The sequence below is a fragment of the Burkholderia catarinensis genome (assembly GCF_001883705.2).
GTDB classification, from domain to species: Bacteria; Pseudomonadota; Gammaproteobacteria; order Burkholderiales; family Burkholderiaceae; genus Burkholderia; species Burkholderia catarinensis.
This window is the reverse complement of record NZ_MDEQ02000008.1, coordinates 120855-146739: the sequence shown is the minus strand read 5'-3', so window position 1 is coordinate 146739 and position 25885 is coordinate 120855. Positions and strand designations below refer to the sequence as shown.

Below are 25885 nucleotides of genomic sequence, written 5' to 3'. Positions count from 1 at the left end.
TTGTGATGTCGCTTCACCGGCCGGCGCGAATGATCGGGCGGCCGGTGCGGCGCAATCCGTACGCCGGGCGGTGGTGCGTTCTGACCGGATGCGCGAACCCGGTGTCGGTCGATTGGTCGCGCGCGTCCGGCATCGACGGCACGTCGTGTCTTTCCTGCGCGATCCGGCCGACGAGCAGCCCGAGCGACGCCAGCGTGACGAGCGGCATGAACTGGAACGACAGATGCGGCACGACCGCGAGGCCCGCGATCGGCATCAGCCACAGCAGCATCAGCCATTCGCGATCGAAGCGCCGCCAGCCGCGGGTCCATGCATAGCGTGCGTACCACGCGATCACGAGGCCGTACCACGTCAGGTCGTAGTCGTACAGATAAGGGCTGACGAGCAGGCATGCGCAGGCGAGGGTCGCGGCGCGCAGCGCGTAGGAACACGCGCCGCGCCATGCATAGGCGACGGCGATCGCGGCGGTCGCGGCCGACAGCAGTTGCAGGCCGCTCGCCACGATTGCGGGCCAGCCGGCCATCGTCGCGAGCGCGAACACGGTCGGCATCCGCGCGAGCTTGGCATGACCGGCGCCGACGATCTGGTAGACATCGTGCATCTCGTGTGCGAACGCGATCCACGAGTCGATGCCGAACGCGAGCGTGGCGAGCGCGACGCAGCCGGCAATCGTCGCGGCCCACGCGGCCATCGCGCGCCACTGGCCGGCACAGAGCAGCGCGAGCGGGAACAGTATGGCAATCTGGGGCTTCATCATAAGCATGCCGAAGCAGATTCCGGCCCAGACGGGGCGTCGATTCAGCAGCAGCAGGCCGAGACCGGCGAGCGTCGCGGTAAACAGGCTGGTTTGCCCGACGACGAGGGTAACGAATGCGGCGGGGAAGGCCAGGGCGCACAGCCACGCGGTGCCGCGCCGCACGGTCGAATGGATGACGACCGCGAACAGCACGTACGTGACCCCGAGCCAGAGCACGACCACCAGCGTGTACGGAAGCCAGCCGAGCGGCAAAACCAGCAACAGCATGCTGGGCGGATAGAGCCACAGCAGCGCGCCGTCGTTGATATTCATCGTCGGAACGGCGAGTTGCTGGATCGCAAACAACGCGTGGAAATGCCAGACGTCGGCGGCACGCCCGTGCGCGGCGAGCCATGCCGCGCTCCAGATCGCCGAGAAATCCTGCGACAGCGGGACCGGCGCGACAGCATGCGGCAAGTACATCCGGGCAATGTAGATGCCGATGAACAGCAGTTCGGTCAGCAACACCCCGCCGGCATAGACGCGCACACGCTGGCGATTGAACCAGTGCGGGAACCGGCGCGGGCCGGCGATCGGGAGTTCCGGATGCGCGTCCATGACAGGGTGCGCGTGGCGAATGGAAAGGGGCGTTTTCATCGCGATTCCCCGGGCGCGCGCCGCGCCGCGCGGCGAACGACGACGAACAGCACGGCAAGCAGCACGATCGGACCGATCTGCGGCAGCTTCATCAACCGGTTCAGCATCTCGAAGATCGGCAGCAGCCAGGCGAGCACGAGGATGCCCTGGTCGCCGGGCAGCCAGCCTTCATCGAGACCATAGGCGATCAGGCAGAAGATCGCGATGCCGAGCCATGTCAGTTCGTAGTGCCACAGATACGGCGTGGTCAGCAGGGTGGCGACCGACAGTGCCGCGCCGCGCAAGCGCATGTCCGGCGTGCGGCGCCAGACGTCGATGGCCGCTACGATCGCGAGCAGCGCGATCGCGGCCTGCGAGGCCAGCGCGACCGGCACCGACACGCCTGCGAGCCGCAGCGCGGCGAACGGCGTCGGCGAAGCCAGCCAGTACGACGGGAGCATGAAATGCTGGGCACGCACCGTCGACACGGCCTCGCCCAGCCCATGCAGCGCGCCGGTACCGGTCAGCGCGATCCCGGCCGCGGCGAACAGCGTCGCGCTGATTGCCGCTGCCCCGAACGCGCGCCACGCACGCGCCGCGATCAGCACGAACGGGAACACCACGGCCAGTTGCGGCTTGATCGCGAGCAGCCCGATCAACACGCCGGCCGCGACCGGGCGCTTGCCGAGCAGATGCAGCGCAAGCGCGGCGAGGCCGGCGGTCAGGATGCTGTTCTGGCCGAACAGTGCGGACATGCACACCGCCGAATACGCGACGACGACGAGCGCCGCGGCGCGCGGCACGGGAAGATGCGCGCGCAATCCCGACAACCGCGAGACAGCGAACGCGTAGCATAAAAGACTGCCCGCGGAAAAGAGGAAGTAAGCGGGCAGGAAAGGCACAAGGGCAACCGGCGCGATGAACAGCAGCATCGTCGGCGGATAGAGCCAGGGAAGCGGCCGGTTTTGCAGATACGCACCGAAGTGCGCGGACTCGGCCTGCAGGAATGACGAAGGGTCGTAGGCCGATGCGGCATGGCCTTGCAACACGAGATGCGATGCGGTCCAGAAGACCGAGAAGTCGAGGCCCGGGCGAGCGGTGGCGCTTGACGTGAAGCCGTCGGTCACGACACCCCACACGGCCAGCAACGCTGCGAAGAGCATCAGCATGATGACGCTGTACGGAATGATCCGGTCGGCTGTCAGCCATTGAGCACGGCGTATTGCGTGCTCGCGCATTCCCCGATTGGCTGTGTACATGATGCCCCGTCTGTGTATGGAGGCTGCGTGGTCTGTCGCAGCCGTTTTCATGTTGTCGTGCCTGCGGATCGATTCGCGCTGAAATCGCGTTGTCCGGTGAATTCATTGTTGAAGAAAAAATCGCGTGATGCAAACCGCGCACGGACGGCCGATATTTAAACTGTTCAGAGATGAGCGTGAAAACCGCGTTTTCAGGTATGAGAAAACGACCCGGCCGTGTTTCATGTTGCTGGCGTGAAACATTCCGCGATTGGTACCGGGTTTGCATGCCTCCGATCTCGCGGCGCGCGGGCGGCCGGCCGCGTTCGGGAAAGTCCCGAGAAAATTTTTTGAGTCCTTTGTGCAGCGCGGCGGCGGGCTCTCGCTCGGACCGCGCCGCCCGAACCGCATCGTTCAAAGTTGAAACATTTCGGCTGCCGCGCCCTCGGCCCGGGTGCGCGTGGGTCGCCGAAACCCTTGATACGCCTCGATTCCGCTCGAGATGGTCCGCTCTTTGCGTAAGCGTTGGCACGGCAGTCGACGACGGGATGACCGGCCGGTTCCAACGAACAAGCAGACGGAACCGGCATCGGAATCACCAGCGGAAAGAAAGGCCGGAGCGCGTCGGGGAACATGCAGCTCCAGGTCGGCGAACCGCGGGAAACACCGTCGAACGACCCATTAGACCCGGGTGTATTCAGGGCAATAAGAAATCGGCAGCGTATTGGGGAATAAAAATGAAAGACCAGAGCACAGCGCGGATCGCAAGCCGCGTTAAAGACACGTTGCAGCTTTGCCGGGAGTTCATCTCCCGTTCAACTGGATTCCGTGCGTCGAACGGCAGTCGTGCCGTTCCGGTCGATCGGCATGCCGGGTTCATCCGGCTGGCCGCACCGTACACGCCTCTCTCGCGCTCCGTCTCACCGATACCCGTTCACGCGGACAGGTGTGCGCATCCCTGTTCCCGCAGCTGAGCGTCGAGCTTCGATTTTTCGAGTAGTGCCGGTGGTGCCCATCCCCGACGTCGTGGCAGACGAAGGGTATTTAATAGCAGTCCGAAAGGAGAGTGCTTATGCCAAGAATCATCGAAAAGATTGCCTGGTTCGTTCAGGATCGGGGCGGCGTGACGGCCATCGAATACGGCCTGATCGCCGCGCTGATCGCGACCGGCCTCATCGTCGCGTTGACGACGATCGGTACGGATCTGGCGACCGTGTTTAGCAAGATCGCCGCAGATCTGGACTCGGCGGTAACAGCACTTTGATGGACGGTACGACGAACGGCGCATCCGAATCGTTTGTCGGCACCACACGGCATCAACGAAATTCCTCGACGTATCGATGCACGGTCATCCGACCAGCCGGCACGCGAGGGCTTTGAAAGTCACCACGAAAGGAGATCACCATGTCCAAGCTCATTCAACAAGCCGCCCGTTTCGTTCGCGATGAAGACGGCGTGACCGCCATCGAATACGGCCTGATCGCAGCACTGATCGCAGTGGGCATCATCGTAGCGGTAACGGCAGTCGGCACGGAACTCAAGACCGTGTTCACCACGATCGCTGCCGATCTGACCGCGGCCGTGTGAGGCCATCGGAAAACAGGGCGTGCGGACGGCTCGGCCGGTGCAGTGTTCGAGCCGCCCCGCGCACCTGATCACCCGGAACCGGAGACCATCATGCAAGCCAGGGTACGTGTCGCATGCCGCCGGATCGGCGACGAGCAGGGCGTGGCGTCGATCGAATATGCGTTGCTCGGGGCGATGTTCGCCGTCGCTGTGCTGGGCAGCGTCGTCACGCTGCAAGGCTCGCTTGCCGATGTGTACGAGGGGATCGCAACAGCCGTGACGGCTGCCGTGACCACCGCGCTGGCAATGGTTTCCTGATCCATCGAATCGACCTGCGAGGTTCGCCATGTTGCCTGTTGCGCCGCCTTACCCGGTTCCGTTGTGCGTGACGCTGCTCGCGGTCGCCGCGGCCAGCACGGACATCGCGACCCGCCGCATCCCGAACCGCCTCGTCGCGCTCGGACTCGCCGGTGCGCTGATCGCCCAGTGCCTGCTGCACGGCGTCCAGGCCGGCGCGCTCGGATGGCTCGCAGGCGCCGCGACCGGCTTCGGCCTGCTGCTGCCGCTCTACCTGCTGCGCGGAATGGCGGCCGGCGACGTGAAGCTGATGCTCGCGATCGGCGCGTGGGTCGGCGCGGAAATGACGTTTTACATCGTGCTGGCCACTTTCGTGGCCGGCGGGATCGGCGCCATCGGGTTCGCGCTGTTGCGCGGCCGCATGCGCCAGATGTGGGCGAACGTCCACGCGCTGATCGCGCGGCGTTCGCAAGGGGCGCGCGCCGCGGCCGCCGACGGCCCCGAGGAAATCGCATCGGTCGGCACGCTGCCGTACGGCGTGGCGATCGCGGCCGGCACGCTGGGCATGCTGTTCGCGTCGTGCGCGTAGTGAGACGAACCCGCGACGAACCCGCAACGAGGACGGAACGACCATGAACACGAACCACACCGAACCGAGACGCGACGCACAGGTGACCCACCTGCCCGATCCGTTGCCGTCGCGGGAGGCCCGTACGAAGACGGGCATGCAGTTGCCGGCGGCGCCGCGCTCGCTCGACGAAACCGGACTGAGCAAGACGTTCGTCGCCGGGCTCGTGCTGAAGTCGACGCTGATGCTCGGCCGCCCGTCGTACGGCGACCTGGTCGAGCGGCACTGCCTGCCGCTCGCGGTGCTCGACGACGTCTTCGCGTTCCTGGTGCGCGAGCATCTCGTCGAGCTGACCCATCGCGGCGCGACGGATCTCGACGTGACGTTCCGCCTGACCGACGCGGGCCGCGTGCTCGCGTTCGAGGAGCGGGTGCGCAGCGGCTACAGCGGGCCCGCGCCGGTGACGCTCGATGCATATCTCGAATGCGTGGCTGCCCATTCGGTCCGCAAGCTGCACATCGGCCAGAGCGACGTGTGGGCCGCGTTCGAGGGGATCGTGATCGACACGTCGATCCTCGACGCGGCGGCCGCGGCGCTGAACGCCGGCCGTCCGCTGCTGATCTACGGCCCGGCCGGCAGCGGCAAGACCTTCCTCGCCGAGCGGCTCGGCACGCTGATGCACGGTTACGTGCCGGTGCCGCACGCAATCTGCGTGGCCGGCGAAGTGATCCAGATCCACGATCCGCTCGTGCATGTCGACGCGGCATCGCAACCGGGCGGCCAGTCGGTCGATCGCCGCTGGCGCCTGTGCCGGCGGCCGGTCGTGATGTCCGGCGGCGAACTGACACTTGCCGAGCTCGACCTGCGCCGCGACGAAGTCGCGGGCTTCTACCAGGCGCCGCCGCACATGAAGGCGAACATGGGCATGTACGTCGTCGACGATCTCGGCCGCCAGCGCGTCGAGCCGCGCGACCTGCTCAATCGGTGGCTGCGCCCGCTCGATCGCGGCGTCGATTTCATGACGCTCGAATCCGGCAACCGCTTCGTGCTGCCGTTCGACGTCTGGCCGGTGTTCTCGAGCAACCTGGCGCCGGAACAGTTCTGCGACGACGCGTTCCTGCGCCGCCTCGGCTCGAAGCTTCACATCGGTCCGATGTCGATCGACGACTACCGCGCGGTGTTCGACGCGGCCTGCGCGTCGCTGGGCCTCGTATCGGCAAGCGACGCTTTCGACTTCCTGCTGCACCGGCTGCATTTGCCGACCGGCAAGGCGTTTCTCGCGTGTTTTCCGATCGACCTGCTGCGCCTTGTCGCCGCCGGCGCGCGGTATCGCGGCGATCCGCCCGAGGTGACGCACGACGCGCTGTACGACGCATGGGCCAGCTATTTCGGCGCTGCGCCTGAACGGGACAGCAGCCATCCGCCGCCCGTCGAGCGCGGTGGCCGTACGTTCATCACCGGTTGAGCCGTTTCTTTCACGATTCGTCGAGGAGCATTGCCATGAAAAACAGTCGAGCGGTCATGATGCTGGTCGTCGCGATGGTCGCGGGTCTTGCCGCGGTCGTGTTCGCGTCCCACTGGCTGATGCAGACATCCACGAGCTCGGTCACGCCGGTTGCGGTGGCGGCCACCGACCTGAACCTGGGCGAACCGCTCGGGCCGAACCAGATCCGCATGATCAGCTGGCCGTCGGGCAGCGTGCCGACCGGCGCGTTCACCGATACCAAGGCGCTCGAAGGGCGCGTCGTGCGCGCCAGCCTGTCGCGGGACGAGCCGGTGACCGAGTCGAAGCTCGCGCCGGTCGGCACGAAGGGCGGGCTGTCCGCGGTGATCGCCGACGGCAGCCGCGCGATCACGGTGCGCGTGAACGACGTGGTCGGCGTCGCGGGCTTCGCGCTGCCGGGCAACTACGTCGACGTGATCGTCAACACGCAGGAGCAGCAGGGCAAGACCGACGGGCAGAGCATCTCCAAGATCGTGCTCGAGCACATCCTCGTGCTCGCCGTCGCGCAGCAGGTCAGCCGCGACGACACGGCGCCGAAGGTCGTCAACGCGGTCACGCTGGAAGTCACGCCCGACCAGGCCGAGCGGCTCGACCTCGCGCGCAGCGTCGGCACGCTGTCGCTCGTGCTGCGCAACCAGGTCGACCAGAAGACGCTGACCACCGGCGGCGCGACCAAGCTGACGCTGCTCGGCAAGGAACCGGCACCCGAAGCGCCGCCGGCGCCCGCCCACGTGCGGACGGTGCGCGTGCGCGTTGCGTCGCATGCGGCGCCGGAAGCGCGGCGCGACTGCGTCGGCGTGCTGACCGGTGTGAAGGGCAGCGTCGAATGTTTCTGAAGCAAGCCAGATAAACAGATCGGCCGCCAGCAGGGCACGGCGGCCTTGGAAGTCGACAACCGGCACGGCGCCGGTCTCTCGGGGGATCAAACAAAATGAAGATCAAACCGCAATGCACAGGTACCGGCCCACTGCGGACGCGCGTCGCACGGGGCACGATGATGGCCGCGATCCTCTGTTCGGGATGGCTGACCGTCTATGGCGCACTGGCCCAGGAAGGCATCGAAGCGGGTGTGCTGACGAAGGGCGGCGCCAGCGCGCCGGCAGCGGTCGGCAAGGGGCCCGTGCAGATGACGATCAGCATGGCGCCGGCACCGGCCGCCGCGGCCGCTGCGTCGGCGGGGCCGTTGCACGGGCCGAACTGCGTCGGCGCGGTGCGCGAGTCGACCAGCGTCAGCGTGCCGCTCGGCAAGTCGCTGCTGGTGCCGATGCCGGAGCCGGTCCGTAATCGGACGATCGGTAATCCGGCCGTTGCGCAGGCAACGATGGTGTCGCCGCAGACGCTGTATATCCTCGGGCTGTCGGTCGGCACGACCAACATGATCGTGCAGGGCAGGAGCGGCACCTGCCGCGTGATCGACGTGGCGGTCGGCGCGGACGCCGGCGGGCTGCAGGCGTCGCTGCTGCAACTGATGCCGAACGAGCGCGACGTCCGCGTGACGACCGCGGCCGGCACGATCGTGCTGTCGGGCACCGTGTCGAGCTCGCAGGCCGCGCAGCAGGCCGTGCAGATCGCGCACGCCTACGGCGACAGCGCCGGCGACCCGGCCGCGGGCGGCAAGCAGGGCGGCGGGGTGCTGAACATGCTGAACGTCACGTCGCCGCAGCAGGTGATGCTCGAGGTGAAGGTGGCCGAGGTGTCGAAGACGCTGATGAACCAGATGGGCAGCGCGTTCAACATCCAGGGCGGGTTCGGTTCGTGGAGCGGTGCGCTGGTCAGCAACCTGCTGGCGGGCGTGGCGAGCGGGGCGATGTTCAACAAGGCGAACAACAAGCCGTTCAGCATCGCGGCCGACGCGCAGAACACCGACAACCTCGTGAAGATCCTCGCGGAGCCGAATCTCGTGACGATCAGCGGCCAGGAAGCGACGTTCCTCGCGGGCGGCAAGATCTTCATCCCGATCCCGCAAAGCAGCGGCAACGGCACGTCGTCGATCACGCTGCAGGAAGAGGAGTTCGGCGTCGCGCTGAAGTTCACGCCGACGGTGCTGTCGAACGGCCGGATCAGCCTGAAGGTCGCGCCGGAAGTGTCCGAGCTGTCGCAAACGGGCGTCACGCTGAGCTCGACCAACATCGGCGGCGTGTCGATCCTGCCGCTGATCACGACGCGGCGCGCGTCGACGACGGTCCAGATGGGCGACGGCGAATCGTTCGCGATCGGCGGGCTGATCAAGGACAACGCAACCGGTGCGCTGAAGGCGATCCCGGGCGTCGGCGAAGTGCCGGTGCTCGGCGCGCTGTTCCGCAGCACGTCGTTCCAGCAGGACCGCACCGAGCTGATCTTCGTGATCACGCCGCACCTCGTGAGGCCGCTGCAGACCGCGGACGTGCCGCTGCCGACCGACAGCTTCTCGAAGCCGCACGAAATCGACGTGTATGCGACGGGCAACATGGAAGGCCGCGGCGGCGTCCGCAAGCCGGGTGCACGGCCCGCGAACGACGCAGCGCCGGCATCGCAGGCACCGGCCCAGGCACCGGCACCGCAATCGGAAGTCCCGGCCGGTCCGGCCGCGGCACTGCCCGCGCCGCGCGCGCCGGAAGGTACGGACGCGCAGCCGCCGGTGCCGGCCGAGCCGCAGAAGGCACCCGCACCGGTGGCGGCCGCCGTGCCGCAGCCCGACGCGGCAAACGCGGCCCGCATCGCGCATATCGAAGCCGCCGCCGCGCGCCTCGCGGCGGCCGGCCCCGACACGCCGGCCCGGCCGGCGGCCCGACCGAAGCAACGGGCGCCGGCCGCGCAAGCGCAGGTCGCGCGCGTGAGCGCGGTATCCGAATCCACCGATCGTTGAAGCCATCCAAGGGGACGCTCATGAAATCCGCCTACCTCGTATTCGTGCGCCGCACGGCGCTCGCCGCACCGCTCGCGTTCGCGCTTGCCGGCTGCATGTCGTCGACCCCGGTGTGGGACAGCCGCTTCGGCGACTCGGTCCGCTCGGTGATGCAGGCCCAGATCATCGATCCGCATGCCGCCGAACACGCGGCATCGGCATCGGCGACAGGTGTCGACGGCGCCGCCGCGGCGGCCGCGCTCGACAACTACGACAAGTCGTTCAAGCAGGTCCAGCCGCCCGCCAATGCGTTCGTGATCGGCATCGGCAAGGCCACCCAGTAACGACGGCATGCCCAGGGAGAACGCCATGACCAGCGCAGCTCGTTATCCGAAAGTCACGCGTCGCGGCCTGCATCGCCAGCGCGGCGCCGTCGCGATCATCGTCGGTCTCGCACTGGCGGTGATGATCGGGTTCGTCGGCCTCGCGCTGGATCTCGGCAAGCTGTACGTCACGCGCAGCGAACTGCAGAACAGCGCCGATGCGTGCGCGCTGTCGGCTGCGCGCGACCTGACCTCGGCCATCAGCCTGTCCGTGGCCGAGGCCGACGGCATCGCCGCCGGCCACCTGAATTTCGTGTTTTTCCAGAACAAGTCGGTGCAGATGTCGACCAATGCGAACGTCACGTTCAGCGATTCGCTGACCAACCCGTTCCTGACGAAGAACTCGGTCACGACGCCGGCGAACATCAAGTACGTGCAGTGCACCGCGACGCTGAGCAACATCGCGCACTGGTTCATCGAGGTGCTGAACGTGCTGCCGGGCACCAAGCTCGCGAACGCGGCGTCAGTGTCGGCCAGCGCGATCGCGACGGTCGGCGGCGGCCAGACGACCTGCGCGATTCCCGTGTTCGTGTGCCGCACGACGGGCTCGCCGTCCTATAAGGTCGGCGACTGGATCTCGTCGCCGTCCGGTTCGTCGTCGACCTACGGGCCCGGCAACTTCGGCTGGGCGGCACTCGACGGCTCGACGAACGAACCGACCCTCGCCGGCGAGCTGTCGGGCAACACCTGCAACATCAAGAGCCCGCCGGATCTAGCCACCACGGGCCTGAAGTCGGCGTCGCTGCGTGCATGGAATACCCGCTTCGGCATCTATACGAACGGCTCGAACGGCTCGAGCGGCCAGCCCGACTTCACCGGCTATGCGTATGTCGGCCCGAACTACGGGCCGCCCGGAACGGCCGGCATCAAGGGGGACGCGTACACGCAGTTCGTGGCCGACCGCGCAGCCTTCAAGTCCTACCAGGGCGACGGCGCGCCGCCGACGGGCAGCGGGATCAACACCAACGGCACCGCGACGGCGAGCAACTACCAGACCTACGGCAGCGACCGGCGCGTCGCGCTCGCGCCGGAAGGCGACTGTTCGACGCTGAACGGCAGCAGCGGCAAGGTGCACGTCACGCAATGGGATTGCGTGCTGATGCTCGATCCGTTGCCGTTCAGCGCGGGCAGCGGCCCGGTCGTGGCGCACCTCGAATACCTCGGCTCGTCGGTGTCCGCCAACAGTCCGTGCGCGACGCACGGTTTGCCCGGCAGCGGCAGCGCGTCCGGGACCCAGGTCCCGATGCTGGTCCAATAGCGGAGAGACGATCATGAAAAAACTCCCGTTTCGCCGTTCGCGCACCCGTGGCGTGGTTGCCGTCGAGTTCGCGCTCGTGCTGATCCCGATGATCACGCTCGCGACCGGCGTGGCCGAGTTCGGCCGCGCGATCTACCAGTTCGAGACGCTGACCAAGGCGACCCGCGACGCAGCACGCTACCTGTCGGTCTGGCTGCCGACCGACAGCGCGTATCCGGTGTCGCAGGCGCAGTGCCTCGTCGTCTACGGCAGCACGACGTGCGGTACGTCCGGCACCGAGCTGGTGCCGGGGCTCACGACGTCGATGGTGACGATCTGCGACGCGCAGCACACGACCGGCTGCGGCGATACGTCCGACCCGTCGCAGTTCGCGAACCTGCCGACCTACGACGCGAACAACAACGCGGCGAGCGGTACGGCAACGGGCGCGATCAACGTCGTCGAGGTGAAGATCAAGGGCTACCAGTACCAGCCGATCCCGGCGTTCCCGGGGCTGTCGTCGATCACCTTCAGCAACATCGTCACCGTGATGAGGCAAGTGTCATGAGCGCGCGCCATTTCCCGCCGTCACGCCGGCGCGCCCAGCGCGGCGCGGCGATCGTCGAGTTCGCGCTGATCGCGTCGATCCTGATCATGCTGCTGATCGGCATCTGCGAATTCGGCCGCGTGCTGTTCTACTGGAATACCGCGAGCGAGGCCGTACGCCTTGGCGCGCGCACGGCGGTGGTCTGCGACGTGAATGCCGCCGGCGTCGCGAAGCGCGTGACGGCGCTGCTGCCGCTGCTGTCGACCGCGAACGTGTCGGTGAACTACTCGCCGGCCAGCTGCGACGTGAACACATGCACGTTCGTGACCGTGAGCGTCACGAACGTCACGGTCAAGACGATGATCCCGTTCATGAACGTCACGGTGAAGATGCCGCCGTTCACGACCACGCTGCCGCGCGAAAGCCTGAACTCCGCGTCCGGCGGCACCGCCTGCAATTAATCGAACAGACGAGGCACTCGACATGATCAACATCCTCGTAGCTTCCGACGATACCGCGCGGCTCACGCAGATCGCGCGCCACGTGGCCGACTGCGGACGCTATCGCGCGACGCGCGCCACCGGACACCCGTCGCAGATCGAGCATCGCAGCGACGGGCTCGACGCGTTCGACATCCTGCTGGTCGACGGCACGTCGCTCGATGCGTCCGAGCTGTCGGCGATCGAGCGCATCTGCCGCGCTCACGCGGGGCTGACCTGCATCCTCGTGACGGCGGACGCGTCGCCGCACGTGCTGCTGGACGCGATGCGGGCCGGCGCGCGCGACGTGCTGCAGTGGCCGATCGATCCGAAAGCGCTCGGCAGCGCGCTCGAACGTGCCGCTGCGCAAAGCACGCGGCGCGACACCGACGATACGCGGATCGTGTCGTTCATGTCGTGCAAGGGCGGGGCCGGCACGAGTTTCGCGGCCAGCAACGTAGCGTACGAGATCGCCGAAGGCTCCAAGCGTCGCGTGCTGCTGATCGACCTGAACCAGCAGTTCGCCGACGCGGCGTTTCTCGTCAGCGACGAAACCCCGCCGTCGACGCTGCCGCAACTGTGCGCGCAGATCGAGCGGCTCGACAGCGCGTTTCTCGACGCGAGCGTCGCGCACGTGACGGAGAACTTCCACGTGCTCGCGGGCGCCGGCGACCCGGTCAAGGCCGCCGAGATGCGCGAGGACGCGCTCGAATGGATCCTGGGCGTCGCTGCGCCGCGCTACGACTTCGTGATCTTCGACCTCGGCGTCGGCATCAACCCGCTGTCGATGGTCGCGCTGGATCGCAGCGACCAGATCCAGCTCGTGCTGCAGCCCGCGATGCCGCATGTGCGCGCCGGCCGCCGGCTGCTGGAGATCCTCGTGTCGCTCGGCTACTCGACCGACCAGATGCGGCTCATCGTGAACCGCGCGACGCGCGCGAGCGACCGGACCCGCGCCGCGCTCGAGGAAGTGCTCGGCCTGCATGCCGCGTGCACGATTCCCGACGACGCCGACACCGTGCTCGAAGCGATCAACCAGGGCCACCCGGTGTCGCGGCTCGCACGCGGCACGGCGGTCGTGCGTGCGTTGCAGGGTTGCGCGAAACAGCTCGTCGACGGGGAAGTGCGCGCGGGACGCAGCGCGGCGCGCAGCGAACCGCTGATGTCCAGGCTCTTCGGCCGCAAGGCCACGCCGAAGCTCAAGTCCATGTAACTCTTTCGGGGAACCGATCATGTCATTGCGCGAACAGATGTCGTTGCACCGGACGCCGTCGCTGACGGCGAGCAGCGAACCCGCGGGCCCGGCGCATTCGTCGGTACGCGACGCGTACCAAAAGCTGCGCCGCGAAATTCACCTGGCCGTGCTCGAGCGCGTCGAGCTGGAGCGCCTGTCGCGGCTACCGCTGGATCAGGTCCGGCAGGAAATCTCCGCGCTGATCTCGCGCATCCTCGACGACGAGCGGATGCCCGCGAACGACATCGAGCGCCGGCAGCTCGCGATCGACGTGTACGACGAGATGTTCGGCTTCGGCCCGCTCGAAACGCTGCTGCGCGACCCCGGCATCTCCGACATCCTCGTGAACACGTACCGGCAGGTCTACGTCGAGCGCTGCGGCCAGCTCGAACTGACCGACGTGACGTTCTACGACGACGCGCACCTGATGAAGGTGATCGAGAAGATCGTGTCGCGCGTCGGGCGCCGCATCGACGAATCGAGCCCGATGGTCGATGCGCGGCTGCCGGATGGCTCGCGCGTGAACGCGATCATCCCGCCGTCGGCGATCGACGGGCCGCTGATGTCGATCCGGCGCTTCTCGGTCAACCCGCTGAAGATGGACGACCTCGTGCGCTTCCACAGCCTCACGCCGCCGATGGCCGAACTGCTCGACGCGCTGTCGCGCGCGAAGGTGAACGTGCTGGTGTCGGGCGGCACGGGCAGCGGCAAGACGACGCTGCTCAACATCCTGTCCGGCTACATTCCGCGCAACGAGCGGATCGTGACGATCGAGGACGCCGCCGAGCTGCAGCTCCAGCAGCCGCACGTGCTGCGGCTCGAAACGCGCCCGCCGAACATCGAGGGCAAGGGCGAGATCACGCAGCGCACGCTGGTGCGCAACGCGCTGCGGATGCGCCCGGACCGGATCATCCTCGGCGAAGTGCGCGGCGCCGAGGCGCTCGACATGCTCAACGCGATGAACACCGGCCACGAAGGCTCGCTCGCGACGATCCACGCGAACACGCCGCGCGATGCGCTGACGCGACTCGAGAACATGATCAGCGTCTCCGGCCTGTCGCTGCCGCCGAAGACGATGCGCCAGCAGATCGCGTCGGCGATCTCGGTGGTCGTGCAGGCGGCGCGGCTGACCGACGGCAAGCGCAAGATCGTCAGCATCCAGGAGCTGACCGGGATGGAAGGCGACATCATCAACATGCAGGAGATCTTCGCGTTCAGGCGCACGGGGGTGGACCGCGACGGCTCGGTACGCGGCCACTTCTGCGCGACCGGCGTGCGGCCGAAGTTCGTCGAGCGGCTGCAGGCGTTCGGCATCGACCTGCCGGATTCGCTGTACGACCCGTCGCAGCGCTACGAGACGAACTGACGGCTTGTCGCCGCCAGCCCGGGGAGGCTTCATGAACACGATCTTTTATGCCTTTGTGATTCTCACCTTCGTCGCGGTCGTGCTCGCGATCGAAGGTGCCTTTCAATGGTGGAACGCGCGGCACGGCAGCGCCGCGCGGCGGATCGAATCGCGCATCCGGTCGATGTCGGCCGGCGGCAACGTGCAGCAGGAGCGGCTGTCGATCCTCAAGAAGCGAATGCTCGACGAGTCGAAACCGTTCGACCGGCTGCTGCTGCGCATGCCGCGCGTGCAGACGCTCGACCTGATGATCCAGCAATCGGGCCTCGACTGGACGCTCTCGAAGCTGGTCGTGTTCAGTGCGGTGTGCGTGGCACTCGCGTGGCTCGCGCTGAGCTTCGCCACGCTGCCGCAACTGGCCGCGCTGCCGATCGCGCTGTTTGCCGCATGCGTGCCGACGATGTACGTGATGCGCTGCCGCAGGCGCCGCATGCGCAAGCTGGAGCGGCAGTTGCCGGACATCTGCGACATGATCGCGCGCGCGCTGCGCTCCGGTCATTCGTTCACGAGCACGATCGGGATGGTCGGCGACGAGTTTCCGGATCCGATGGGCGGCGAATTCCGGGTTACGTTCGACGAGGTCAACTACGGCGTGTCGCTGCACGACGCGCTGATGAACCTCGCGGCGCGCGTGCCGGTGCAGGACCTGCGCTACTTCGTGATCGCGGTGCTGATCCAGCGCGAGACGGGCGGCAACCTCGCCGAGCTGCTCGACAGCATCTCCGCGCTGATCCGCGAGCGCTTCAAGCTGTTCGACAAGGTGCGCGTGCTGTCGGCGGAAGGGCGGCTGTCGGCGTGGATTCTCGGGCTGCTGCCGTTCGGTACCGCGGGGGCGATCGCGCTGCTCAACCGCGAGTTCCTGTCCGTGCTCTGGCTGGATCCGGCAGGGATCAAGATGATCGGCGCGATGCTGCTGTCGATGCTCTTCGGCCTGCTCTGGATCCGCCGTATTGTCCGGATTCGCGTCTGACGCGCGAGTCGAATAACGAACCGTTGCGAGGTTGTCATGCAAAACCTGAGCGTGGTCCAGGCCGTGATGCTGGGCGGCTTGTTCATCTTCGTGGCCGGCGGGGCGCTCGTCGCGATGCTGCTGTTCGCGCCGAGCAGCATCCAGCGCCGGATCCAGCAGGCCGGCGGGGCCGGCGTGGGCCCTGGCCCCGGCGACGACATGGCGTCGCGCTGGGTCGCGAAGCTGGTGGAGCTGTCCACCCCGATCTCGAAGCTGTCGGTGCCGAAGGAGGGCTGGGAGAATTCGCCGCTGCGCATCCGGCTCATGAATGCCGGCTGGCGCAACCAGAGCGCGGCCGCGCTGTATTTCACCGCGAAGACGGCGCTCGCGCTCGCGTTGCCGTGCGCTGCGCTGCTGGTGCTGATCACGACCCGGATCGGGAACGAGCGCGAACTCCTGTCGGTCATCCTCGTCGTGCTCGCCGGGATCGGCTACTACATCCCGAACATCGTGCTGTCGCAGCGGATCAAGGTGCGCCAGCAGAAGATCTTCGAGGATTTCCCGGACGCGCTCGACCTGCTGACGGTGTGCGTCGAAGCGGGGCTGGGGCTCGACGCGGCGCTGATGAAAGTGAGCGAGGAGCTGCGGTTTAGCAGCGAGGTGGTCGCGGGCGAACTCGACCTGCTGCTGCTCGAGATGCGCTCCGGCTTCACAAAGGAGACCGCGCTGCGCAATCTCGCGCTGCGCACCGGCACGGAAGACATCGAGTCGTTCTGCGCGATGCTGATCCAGGCCGACCGCTTCGGGACGAGCATCAGCGAATCGCTGCGCGTGCTGTCGGACATGCTGCGCACGCGACGCCGGATGCGCGCGGAGGAACGGGCGGCGAAGATTGCGCTGAAGCTGCTGTTCCCGCTGATCTTCTGCATCTTTCCCGCGCTGATGCTGGTGCTGCTCGGGCCGGCGGTGATCCACGTCTATCGCGTGTTGTTGCCGACGTTCGTCGGGTTTGCGCCGTGAGCGGCGAGCCGGCGTCACGCCGGGATCGTCGCTAAGGATCTTGCGTGCCGGCCCCGGTCCAACCGCCGGCCGGCACGGCAACAGGCTTCATGGAGGCTCCCTCCCCAGGCGGCGCCGCGAGACAGGTTGACCATAGCGGCGTCAATGCATCCTGGACCCATGGTCAGCCATGGAAGCAGCGGTAGTCCACCGCCTGATCGGCTGCCCCCTACTGCTAACCTCGAATGCAGGCACCGGCAGCGCGTCGGTGCGGTTAAAAACAACGAAAAAAGGCCGAACGCCAGCCGTTGAATTCATCCCGTTCTGGAATACGTGGAATGGTTCGGCGTGTTGTCGATTCAGCCGGTCGCGAGCTTCACTGGAAGTGATGCACATAGCGCAGCACCATCCGCGTCCCCTGCGGCCGGTTGCGCGCATAGGTCTCGAAGTACGCGTTGAACAGCAGGTGATCGTGCGGCGAGAAACTGACCATCGCGCCCGGCCCGATCGCGAACACGGCCTCCCGCGTGCCCGGCACGTCCTGCCCGTTTTCCTTCATGTCGGTGGTCTGGCGCAGCCAGTAGCCGTTGAGCCCCAGCCGCAGGCCGGGGCGCACTTCGTACTCGGTCGCGAAGTTCGCATGGATCGCCTGGCCGGCCTGCGTCGACGTCACGTCGGGGCCGAGCGACGTGGCCGGCTGATGGTTGGTCGCGTTCCACAGATAGTGCAGCCGCCATGACACGGTCCATTTCGGCGTGAGCCACAGCGTGGCCGCCCAGTACGGATCGAACGACCAGAAATGACTGCCCGGGTTGATCGCGCGCGCCGGATCGTACGCGCCGGTCGGTGCGATGAACTGGAATTCCACGCGCTGCGCGAAGCGCGGGCCCTGCGCGCCCATCACCGGGTCGAACTGGATGAACGGGCCGATCAGCAGGTCGCCGAAGCCGGCGCGCGCATTCAGCGCGACGTTGCCGATGCCGTCGTCCGTCCGCGCGGACGCGATCCACGGCAGGATCACGTCGAGGCCCGGATGCATGCCGGCGAACGTCAGCGGCGACTGGTAGACGAGCTGGCTCAATCCCGCGAACAGGTCGATGTCCTGCTTCGGCAGGCCGACCTTGTTGCCCGCATTGTCGTTGACGCGGCCGGCCGTGTAGTACTGCAGGTACTGCGTGCCGTACCAGCCGGCGCCGGCCGGTGGCATCCCGTCGAGGAAACTGGTCATGCCGAGGTTGACCGACGGCAGGTCGGTCGCGCGGGCCGGCGCGTGACCGGCGATGCCGGCGATCGCGAGGCCTGCGGCGACGAGCAGGCGAGAGCCGAATTTCATATTCACCACCTCCTGGATATTTATTTGTATAACTAATCAAATGGTGCGTAAAAGATCGGGATGATCGGCGATCGCGCGATACTGGCCGGCATGGAATACGAGCGGCGCTTTACCGAACGCGTCGAACTGCTCGATCCGGCCGATGAAGAGCAGGTGGTCGCCGCCTTCGTAATGGCCGATGTTGCGGCACACGAAGCGCGCGCTCGCGCCGTCGAGGCACGGCACGCCGCCGGTAGCCGAATCCACGTGCGGCACGCCGTCGAACTTGTCGGCGCTGGGCGTCGCGAAGCGGCGCGACAGGTCGATCTGGTCGTGCGCGAGGATGTTGATCGCGAAGTGGGTCGCCACGACGAAATCGGGGCGGCTCGGCGCGACCTTGCGAAGGCTCCACAGCACGAGCGGCGGGTCCAGCGACAGCGACAAGAACGAATTGGCCGTGAGGCCCACCTTGCGCCCGTCGGCCGCGCACGTGGTGATCACGGTGACGCCGGTCGGGAACTGCCCGAACGCGGCGCGCAACTGCGTCGGCTCGAGGGCCGGACGGTCGGTAACGGTCGTTTCCATGCCGGTCACTCCGCACGCGCACTGTGTTCGCGGATCAGCGCCGCGCAGGCCGATGGCTCGAACCACCACGGCGAGAACCGGCGCGGATCGTCGAAGCCGTCGACGATCGCTTTGGCGAGCGACGGCAACCGGCCGGCCGCGCCGAGCAGTTCGAGGATATGCGGCGGCGGCGGCGTCAGCAGCGAGTTGGTCCAGCGCACGACATGCTGCGCGTAGGCCCAGTAGCCTTCGAAGGTCTGCTGCATCCAGTCTTCGCCGAACGGCGCGGCCTCGCGCGCGACGATCGCGTCGAAATACGCATTCGCGCATTTCGCGGCGTTGTTCGATCCCTGGCCGGTGATCGGATCGTTGACCACCACCGCATCGGCCATCCCGAAGATCGTGCGGCCCGACGGCAGCCGGAAGAACGGCTTGCGCACCGTCGGCGCGAAGCGCCCGGCCAGCGTGCCGTTCGGATCGGTGAGCTCGACGTCGCGGCAGCGTTCGAATTCCCACGGCACATACTGCTGCAGGAACGACAGGCTCCGGTCGAGATGCTGCTCGGGCGTCTTCACGTCGGCCCAGCAGTCGAGCGGGCCGCCCGGAATGCCTTCGAACACCATGATTTCGCACGGGCCCGTCGTGGTCAGCGCGGGGAACACGAAGTACTCGCCGATGCCGGGCAGCAGGTTGAAGCGCACGCGCGAATACGGCTGGCTCGGCGTCATTCCTTTCACGTAGGTGAGGGCGAGCGCGCGTTGCGGGCGGTCGAACGCGCTGCGCACGTCGTCGCGGCCCAGCAGGTTGACGATCTCGCCCTTGCCGGCCGCGAGCAGCACGAGGTCGTGGCTGCGCGCCAGTTCCTCGAGTTCGGGCACGCCGATGTCGCCGATCCGCACGTCCGCGCCGCGGCGCCGCACGCCGTCGAGCCAGTCAGCCATCTTCACGCGCTGGTCGACGGACTGCGCGTAGCGGGTCAGCCGCGACGACCAGTCGATCGCCTTGCGGCCGTTGCCGTCCGGGTGCGGCACCGCGATGCCGATCCCTTCGACGGACGGGCACGCTTCCTCCCACGTGTTCAGGCCGAGGTCGCGCTCGATCTGCAACGAAGTGTGGAACATGCACTGGCTCGACATGACCTTGCCCGAGCGGATCTGCTCCGCGTCGCGGTTGGTCGCGAGCGTGACGTGGTAGCCCTGGTCGAGCAGGGCGAAGGCGAGTTGCAGGCCGGACTGGCCGGCGCCGACGATAGCGATGCGTCTCATGGGAATGTCCTTGGTTGGCCGGATGCCGGCCGGAATGGTTGCGGGGAGCGGTGGCGGCGCGCGGTCATTCCGCCAGACGCGCAATGGCCGGCACTGCCTGTTCGGGGCCCATCGCCGAATAACCGCCGTCCACCGCGTAGTCGGCGCCCGTCACGAAGCTCGCCGCGTCGCTGCACAGGAACGTGACGACCTGCGCGACCTCCGACGGATCGCCGACCCGCCCGAGCAGGTGAAACGGCGCGGCGACGCGATCGGTCTTCGCGCGGTCGCCGCGCGTCATCTCGTCCATCACGCGCGACCATGTCCACCCCGGCGACACCGAGTTCACGCGAATGCGGTCGGGTGCGAGATCCATCGCCATGCTGCGCGTGAGCTGGCGGATCGCCGCCTTGGACGTCGGGTACAGCCAGCGGCCGGTTTGCGCGCACTGGGCCGAGATCGAACTGAAGTTCACGATCGCGCCGCCGCCGCGCCGCACCAGGTGCGGATGAACGGCCTTCGCCAGCATCGCCGCCGACACGACGTTCACATCCATCGCGGCGAGCCAGTCGTTGCGGGTCGCGTGGATGCCGTTGTCGACATAGCTGCACGCGAGGTTGACGAGCACGTCGATCGCGCCGAACCGTTCGGCGATGGCCGACACCGCGCGCTCGATCGAGCGGTCGTCGGTGATGTCGATCGCGACGAACATGCCGCGTTCGCCGAGCGAATCGGCCACGCGCGCGCCGTTTTCCGCATCGAGATCGAGGATCGCGACGCACGCGCCGGCGCGGCTCAGGTCCTGTGCGACCGCGGCGCCGATCAGCGTGGCGCCGCCGGTGACGATCGCGACTTTGCCAGCAAGGGCATTCATGGGGTGTCTCCGGGAAAGGTGGGGTAAGGGCAGCGCACGGTCAACGCGGGTTCGTCGGCGGCTCGCCGTCGTGCCAGCGGCGCATCAGCCCGTTCGACGGCACGGTCTCGTCGAGCAGCTTGCGGGCCGTTTCAACGCCCGCGACCGGCAGCCCGGCCGGGTCGAGCAGGCCGATCTGCACGAGCACGCTCGCCTGGTCCCAGTAGATGTGTTCGTGATAGAGCTTGTTGCCGCGAAACTTCACGATCGCGACGAGCGGGATCTCGACGCGCTTGCCGGTCGGCGCGACGCCGGGCAGCATCCAGTCGATCTCGGTGGTGTGCGTGAAGCGGAACAGCAGCTCGTCGACGATCTGGCTCGCGCCGATCGTGCGCGAGACCGGCGTGATCGTGGTATCGGGCGGATTCGCATGCACGAAGTGATGCGTGTAGAAACGCTTGAGCTCGTCGTGGCCGACCCCACCCGTCAGCGTCGGGATATGGTTGACGTACGGCTCGGCGACCATCGTGGCCATCGTCGCGTCGACGTTGCGCGTGTCGAATTCGTGCCGCAGATGCGCTTCCCACAGCGTGGAGAGGTCGTAGTGCGGGCCGAGTGCGCCGCGGAATGCGGCGATCGCGCGCTGGTGGGCCATCACCGCGGCGGCCTTGTCGAAATGATCGCCGCCGATGCGCGCGAACGCGTGATCGACGCCCGGATACACAACCACTTCGACGCCGTCGCGCCCCGACAGCGCGGCGGCGATGCGCTGCTGTGCATCGGGCGGGCAGAAGCGGTCCTGCCCGGCCATCTGCAGCACGAGCCGCCCGCGCAGGTGCGCCGCCTCGTCCAGCGCGTGCTCGATGCCCACGCCGTAGTAGCTGACCGCCGCGGCCACGCCCGGCAGCCGGCACGCGGCGAGATACGCGAGCTTGCCGCCGAGGCAGTAGCCGAGCACGCCGGCTTCGCCCGTGCATTCAGGCCGCTGCTTGAGCCAGCCCAGCGCGGCGCCGATGTCGTCGACGCCCTTGTCCTCGTCGTATTCGCGATAAAGGGCCATCGCGCGCTCGCTCTCGGCCGCTGTGTAGCCCAGCTCGATCCCCGGAGACTGGCGCCAGAACAGGTCGGGCACGAGCACCGTGTAGCCTTCCTCCGCGTAGTAGTCGGCCGCTTCCCGCATCGTCGCGTTCGCGCCGAAGATCTCGTGACACAGCACGATGCCCGGCCCGGTGCCGCCGGCCGGCGTGCTCAGGTACGCGCGAAACGCGCCGCCGTCCGGCGACGGAATCTCGATGTGATGTCCTTTCATCTGCCCCTCCATGCTGTTTGTGTCCGTGACGAGCCCAGTATTGGCGGACGAAACGTGCGTTTCTATCCGCTTTCTTCGGCCGGTATCCGCGAATTCCGGAAACCTGACGATCCGGCCGCCGCACGTGGGCAGGCGCGCGGCTGACTGCGGGTATGTGCGGATGCGGAAGTCCCGCACAGTTTTCTACGATGCGCGAATGGTCCGCTTCTTGCGTCGTTTGCGCGGGGCTTGCGTGTTCCGATGGCCGGACTGTCCGGATACTCCGGGCGCTGTCCGGATCGTGCGACGGATTCCCCGATACCGGGAACGCCTGCACGGCGCGAGTGCGATCGAGCATGACGGGAGAACTTCGATGGCGCAATTTTCCGAAACCGGCTGGCTGGCCGACGCCGCCTGTTTCAATCACGACAACCTGATGCTGCAGTCGAACGATGTCGATGAGGTGCGCGCGCGGGTGGCGGATGTGTTCAAGCCGCACCGGCTCACGCTGACCGGCGATTCGCGCGCGCTGCACAGCTCGATGCACCATGCGCGCTGGGGCAACCTGTCGCTGAACCTGCTCGACTACGGCGGCGAGGTGTCCATCGAACCCGGGCCGCTCGAACACTTCTATCTGTTGCAGATCCCGCTGCGCGGCGACGCCCGGATCGAGTGCGGCTCGGCGCGCTTCGTGTCGTCGCCGGGCACCGCGTCGCTGCTGTCGCCGACGCTGTCGCTCAGCATGCGGTGGGGTGAGGCGTGCCCGCAAGTCGTCCTGCGCATCGAGCGCGAAGTGATGGAGCGCCACGCACAGCGGCATTTCGGCGATGACCGGCGCGTGCCGGTGGAGTTCGAGCCGGAGTTCAGCTTGTTGTCGCCGCAGGGCGCGTGTCTCGCGCAAATGCTGCCGATGCTTGCCGACGCGATCGCGACGGACGGGCATCCGCTGCGTCATCCGCTCGCGTTCGAGCAGCTCGAATCGACACTGTTCAACCTGCTGCTGTACGGCCATCCGAACAGCGCACGCAATGGCACACGCCCCGTGCCGGCGCCGCTCGCGCCGTTCTACGTGCGGCGCGTCGAGGAATACATCCGCGCGCATCTCGACGAGCCGCTGACGATCGAACGGCTCGCCGAACTCGCCGGCGTCAGCCCGAGCACGCTGTTCACCGGCTTCCGGAATCGCCACGGGATCACGCCGATGGGCTTCGTGCGGCAGTTGCGGCTGCAACATGTGCGCGAGGAACTGCTGGCCGACGAAACGCCGGGGCTCGCATCGGTGACGGACGTCGCGCTGAAATGGGGGTTCGCGCACCTCGGCCGGTTCGCGATCGAGTACAAGCGGGCGTTCGGGGAATCGCCGTCGGCGACGCTCAGGATGCGGCGCGTGCGGGGGTGACGCGCAAAGCGCCGCGGCCGGCGTTCGGCGCCCCTCCGGCCGAGCGTCAGTCCGGCGCAGTAACCGCTACGCGCGAACGCCGACCCGATATCGGGTCGTCTGCCGATAGGTCTCACCCGGATGAAGGATGGTTTCGTCGCGCAACCCGTCCATGTTGACCTGGTTCGGAAAGAACCCGGCTTCGACGCACAGCGCAGCATGTTTCACGCACGACACGCCGCCGCTTGCGCGCACACCCTCCAGATAGTTGCCCGTATAGAGCTGCAGCCCGCGCTGATCCGTCGACACGGCGAGCTCCCGGCCGCTTTCCGGATCGTAGATCGACGCGACGGGCCGCACGCCGCGTTCACGGTCGCGCAGCACATAGCAATGATCGAACCCGCGCCCGCGTGCAAGCTGCGCATGCGGCCAGTCGAGGCGGGCGCCGATCGGCGCGCTTTGCCGGAAATCGAACGCGCTGCCCGTCACGTCGGCCGTGCCGGTCGGGATCAGCGCGTCGTCCACTTCGACGAACGCGTCGGCGTCGATCTGCAGCAGATGGCCGCGCACATCGCTGCCCGCGCGTCCGCTCAGGTTGAAGTAGCTGTGATTCGTCAGGTTCAGCGGCGTCGGCGCATCGGTTCGTCCCGCATAGTCGATCGTCAGCGTGCCGTCGTCGTCGAGCGTGTAGCGCACCTGTACGCTCACGTTGCCGGGGAACCCGGCATCGCCTTCCGGCGAATCAAGCCGCAGCGTTAACCCGCCGCGGTCGTCGATCATGTCCCAGCGCGCGCGGTGAAAGCCGCTCGCGCCGCCGTGCAGCAGGTTGCCGTTCTCGTTGCGGTCGAGCGTGTAGCCGATGCCGTCGAGCGTGAAGCGCGCATCCGCGATCCGGTTCGCCCAGCGGCCGACCGTCGCGCCGAGGTACGCGCCCGATTGGACATACTCTGCCGGCGTGTCGTGGGCCAGCACGATATCGGCGAAGCGCCCGGTGCGGTCGGGGGCGAGCCACGAGACGACGGTCGCGCCGAGATCGCTGACGACGACGCGCATGCCGTGCGCGTTGCGCAGCGTGTAGCGCCGCACCGGATCGCCGCCGGGCAGCGTGCCCCACGGTTCGGAAGCGACGCGGGCGACGCCGGATGCCGGGCGGGAAGAGTCGGTATCGATATGCATGAGTGGATTCGCTCGTGGGCGGTGAATTCAGTGGGCGGGCGCGGTGCGTTCCTGGTATTCGCGCGGGGTGCAGCCGAGTTCGCGGCGGAACACCGCATGCATGTATTGCAACGACGTGAAGCCGCAGCGGATCGCGACTTCCGCGCTCGACGCATGGCGGCCCACCAGCAGCGCCTGTGCGGCCTCGAGCTTGTGGCGCAGGATTTCCTGGTGCACGGTGCGCTGCAGTTCGCGCCGAAAGTGTTCTTCGAGCAGCGAGCGCGACACGCCGACATAGTCGGCGACCTGTTCGGTCTTGATCCCCTGGCACGCGTACTGCCGAATGAAATGCCGTGCGCGCATCACGTGCGGGCTCGCGAGCGGCTGGTGGCGGGTCGATTCGAGTACGTTGATGCCGACCGGCGGCACCAGCACGCGCTGCCCGGGAAAGCGCGCGCCGCGCAGCATCCGGTGCAGCAGGTGCGCGGCGGTGCGGCCCATTTCCTCGGTGCCCTGGATCACCGACGACAACGGAATGCGCGTCAGCGTACGCGTGAGCGGATCGTTGTCGATGCCGATGATCGCGACCTGTTCCGGCACCGCGATGCCGGCGAGCAGGCACGCCTGCAGCAGGTGCCGCGCACGCGCGTCGGTGACCGCGATCACGCCGACGGGTTTCGGCAGCGCATGCAGCCAGCCGATCAGTTGCTCGATCGCATGATTCCAGCCCGAGGCGCTCGTCGACAGCCCGCGGTAGATCGGCGCATCGAGCCCGTCCGCGCGCGCGAGCCGGTCGAACGCGAGCTCGCGCTGCTGCGCCCAGCGGTTCTCCTGCGCGACCGGCAGGCTGTACATCGCGAAATGCGCGAGCCCCGCACCGATCAGGTGCGTGTAGGCGAGCGACACGAGCTTCGGGTTGTCGGTCGCGATATAGGGGACGTCGTCCGGATACTGCGCCGGATCCTCGTACGACGAGCCGACCGCGACGATCGGCAGCGGCGAGCCGGCGAGCGCGCGGGCGACGGCGGGATCGTCGAAGTCCGCGATGATGCCGTCGCCGTCGAAGCGCTCGATGCCGGCGAGCCGGCAGCGGAAGTCGTCTTCGAGGAACAGGTCCCACACGACGCGCGTCGTGTGCAGGTACTGGCCGATGCCGCTGATGATCTCGCGGTCGTAGACCTTGTTCGCATTGAACAGCAGCGCGATGCGGTGCGGTGTCTGGGAGGAAGGGGCGCGGGTCATCTCGGTCTCGGGGCGGGCGCCGCCGGGGCGCCGTGCCGTTGTCTCCGGAAGCGCGCTCGGGGCGGCGGCGCGCGTGGTCTGGTGTCCGGCGATTGTAGGACGGAACGCGCACCGCGCGAGCGCGGCTGGCAAGAAACATTACGCGTGCTGCGCAATTTCGCAATTGCCGGCGGGCAGGCGCGCGGGCACGATCCAGCCAACCGAATTCGGCCGCGTGCGTCGTCGCGACGCGCGTTGCGCTGCAACA

General features: G+C 67.5%; 25 protein-coding genes. 16 read left to right on the top strand and 9 right to left on the bottom strand.

Annotated elements, in window-relative coordinates:
* Positions 1–13 precede the first annotated feature (13 nt).
* Both BFF94_RS15055 and BFF94_RS15050 read right to left on the bottom strand, forming a co-directional pair.
* Positions 14–1393, bottom strand: coding sequence for a glycosyltransferase family 87 protein (locus BFF94_RS15055; protein WP_128842453.1), 1380 nt, complete (start codon positions 1391–1393; stop codon positions 14–16).
* The gene (locus BFF94_RS15050; protein WP_128842452.1) at positions 1390–2631 is read right to left on the bottom strand and encodes a glycosyltransferase family 87 protein; all 1242 of its coding nucleotides are present in this window, start codon (positions 2629–2631) and stop codon (positions 1390–1392) included. The genes BFF94_RS15055 and BFF94_RS15050 overlap by 4 nt, the downstream gene beginning before the upstream one ends.
* A gap of 1051 nt (positions 2632–3682) precedes the next feature.
* Between BFF94_RS15050 and BFF94_RS15045 the strand changes: the two genes are divergently transcribed.
* From BFF94_RS15045 to BFF94_RS14975, 15 genes are all read left to right on the top strand, one after another.
* The gene (locus BFF94_RS15045; RefSeq protein ID WP_128842451.1) at positions 3683–3874 is read left to right on the top strand and encodes a Flp family type IVb pilin; all 192 of its coding nucleotides are present in this window, start codon (positions 3683–3685) and stop codon (positions 3872–3874) included.
* Positions 3875–4014: 140 nt separating this feature from the next.
* Entirely contained in the window at positions 4015–4197 is a 183-nt protein-coding gene (locus BFF94_RS15040; RefSeq protein WP_128842450.1) for a Flp family type IVb pilin, read from the top strand.
* A 90-nt stretch (positions 4198–4287) separates the two neighbouring features.
* The gene (locus tag BFF94_RS15035) at positions 4288–4494 is read left to right on the top strand and encodes a Flp family type IVb pilin (protein WP_128842449.1); all 207 of its coding nucleotides are present in this window, start codon (positions 4288–4290) and stop codon (positions 4492–4494) included.
* Positions 4495–4522: 28 nt separating this feature from the next.
* The gene (locus tag BFF94_RS15030) at positions 4523–5062 is read left to right on the top strand and encodes an A24 family peptidase (protein WP_128842448.1); all 540 of its coding nucleotides are present in this window, start codon (positions 4523–4525) and stop codon (positions 5060–5062) included.
* A 43-nt stretch (positions 5063–5105) separates the two neighbouring features.
* A complete protein-coding gene (locus BFF94_RS15025) occupies positions 5106–6506 on the top strand; it encodes a DUF8689 domain-containing protein (RefSeq protein WP_128842447.1) in 1401 nt (466 codons plus the stop codon).
* Between the two features lie 35 nt (positions 6507–6541).
* Positions 6542–7381 carry a Flp pilus assembly protein CpaB gene (cpaB, locus tag BFF94_RS15020; protein ID WP_128842446.1) on the top strand — a complete coding sequence of 280 codons (840 nt, stop codon included), beginning with the start codon at positions 6542–6544 and terminating at the stop codon, positions 7379–7381.
* A gap of 95 nt (positions 7382–7476) precedes the next feature.
* A complete protein-coding gene (locus BFF94_RS15015; protein ID WP_219139503.1) occupies positions 7477–9390 on the top strand; it encodes a type II and III secretion system protein family protein in 1914 nt (637 codons plus the stop codon).
* Between the two features lie 20 nt (positions 9391–9410).
* Positions 9411–9713 (top strand): hypothetical protein, encoded by a 303-nt coding sequence (locus BFF94_RS15010; RefSeq protein ID WP_128841523.1) that lies wholly within the window; start codon positions 9411–9413, stop codon positions 9711–9713.
* 25 nt (positions 9714–9738) lie between these two features.
* On the top strand, positions 9739–11010 hold the full coding sequence (locus tag BFF94_RS15005; protein ID WP_128841524.1) for a pilus assembly protein TadG-related protein: 1272 nt from the start codon (positions 9739–9741) through the stop codon (positions 11008–11010).
* A gap of 13 nt (positions 11011–11023) precedes the next feature.
* Positions 11024–11557, top strand: coding sequence for a TadE/TadG family type IV pilus assembly protein (locus BFF94_RS15000; RefSeq protein ID WP_128841525.1), 534 nt, complete (start codon positions 11024–11026; stop codon positions 11555–11557).
* Positions 11554–11997: a TadE/TadG family type IV pilus assembly protein gene (locus BFF94_RS14995; RefSeq protein ID WP_128841526.1), complete on the top strand. Its 444-nt coding sequence runs from the start codon at positions 11554–11556 to the stop codon at positions 11995–11997. Before BFF94_RS15000 ends, BFF94_RS14995 begins: the two co-directional genes overlap by 4 nt.
* A gap of 22 nt (positions 11998–12019) precedes the next feature.
* Positions 12020–13228, top strand: coding sequence for a CpaE/TadZ family protein (locus BFF94_RS14990; RefSeq protein WP_128841527.1), 1209 nt, complete (start codon positions 12020–12022; stop codon positions 13226–13228).
* A 19-nt stretch (positions 13229–13247) separates the two neighbouring features.
* Entirely contained in the window at positions 13248–14615 is a 1368-nt protein-coding gene (locus tag BFF94_RS14985) for a TadA family conjugal transfer-associated ATPase (RefSeq protein WP_128841528.1), read from the top strand.
* Positions 14616–14646: 31 nt separating this feature from the next.
* A complete protein-coding gene (locus BFF94_RS14980; RefSeq protein WP_128841529.1) occupies positions 14647–15624 on the top strand; it encodes a type II secretion system F family protein in 978 nt (325 codons plus the stop codon).
* Positions 15625–15660: 36 nt separating this feature from the next.
* Positions 15661–16623, top strand: a complete 963-nt coding sequence (locus BFF94_RS14975) for a type II secretion system F family protein (RefSeq protein ID WP_128841530.1) — start codon at positions 15661–15663, stop codon at positions 16621–16623.
* Between the two features lie 355 nt (positions 16624–16978).
* On the opposite strand, the gene BFF94_RS14970 is transcribed toward BFF94_RS14975, so the two are convergent.
* The 5 genes from BFF94_RS14970 to BFF94_RS14950 form a co-directional block, all read right to left on the bottom strand.
* The gene (locus BFF94_RS14970) at positions 16979–17935 is read right to left on the bottom strand and encodes a SphA family protein (RefSeq protein ID WP_128841531.1); all 957 of its coding nucleotides are present in this window, start codon (positions 17933–17935) and stop codon (positions 16979–16981) included.
* Between the two features lie 36 nt (positions 17936–17971).
* Positions 17972–18499 (bottom strand): flavin reductase family protein, encoded by a 528-nt coding sequence (locus tag BFF94_RS14965; RefSeq protein WP_128841532.1) that lies wholly within the window; start codon positions 18497–18499, stop codon positions 17972–17974.
* 5 nt (positions 18500–18504) lie between these two features.
* Positions 18505–19743 carry a styrene monooxygenase/indole monooxygenase family protein gene (locus BFF94_RS14960; protein WP_128841533.1) on the bottom strand — a complete coding sequence of 413 codons (1239 nt, stop codon included), beginning with the start codon at positions 19741–19743 and terminating at the stop codon, positions 18505–18507.
* Between the two features lie 64 nt (positions 19744–19807).
* Positions 19808–20596: an SDR family oxidoreductase gene (locus BFF94_RS14955; protein ID WP_128841534.1), complete on the bottom strand. Its 789-nt coding sequence runs from the start codon at positions 20594–20596 to the stop codon at positions 19808–19810.
* 40 nt (positions 20597–20636) lie between these two features.
* Positions 20637–21884 carry a dienelactone hydrolase family protein gene (locus tag BFF94_RS14950; RefSeq protein WP_128841535.1) on the bottom strand — a complete coding sequence of 416 codons (1248 nt, stop codon included), beginning with the start codon at positions 21882–21884 and terminating at the stop codon, positions 20637–20639.
* A 352-nt stretch (positions 21885–22236) separates the two neighbouring features.
* Between BFF94_RS14950 and BFF94_RS14945 the strand changes: the two genes are divergently transcribed.
* Positions 22237–23262: an AraC family transcriptional regulator gene (locus tag BFF94_RS14945; RefSeq protein ID WP_128841536.1), complete on the top strand. Its 1026-nt coding sequence runs from the start codon at positions 22237–22239 to the stop codon at positions 23260–23262.
* A gap of 66 nt (positions 23263–23328) precedes the next feature.
* Here the strand turns inward: BFF94_RS14945 and BFF94_RS14940 are convergent, their stop codons facing one another.
* Positions 23329–24417, bottom strand: a complete 1089-nt coding sequence (locus tag BFF94_RS14940; RefSeq protein WP_128841537.1) for an aldose epimerase family protein — start codon at positions 24415–24417, stop codon at positions 23329–23331.
* A 27-nt stretch (positions 24418–24444) separates the two neighbouring features.
* Complete coding sequence (locus tag BFF94_RS14935; protein ID WP_128841538.1) at positions 24445–25638, bottom strand: XylR family transcriptional regulator; 1194 nt, start codon at positions 25636–25638, stop codon at positions 24445–24447.
* Positions 25639–25885: the final 247 nt, after the last annotated feature.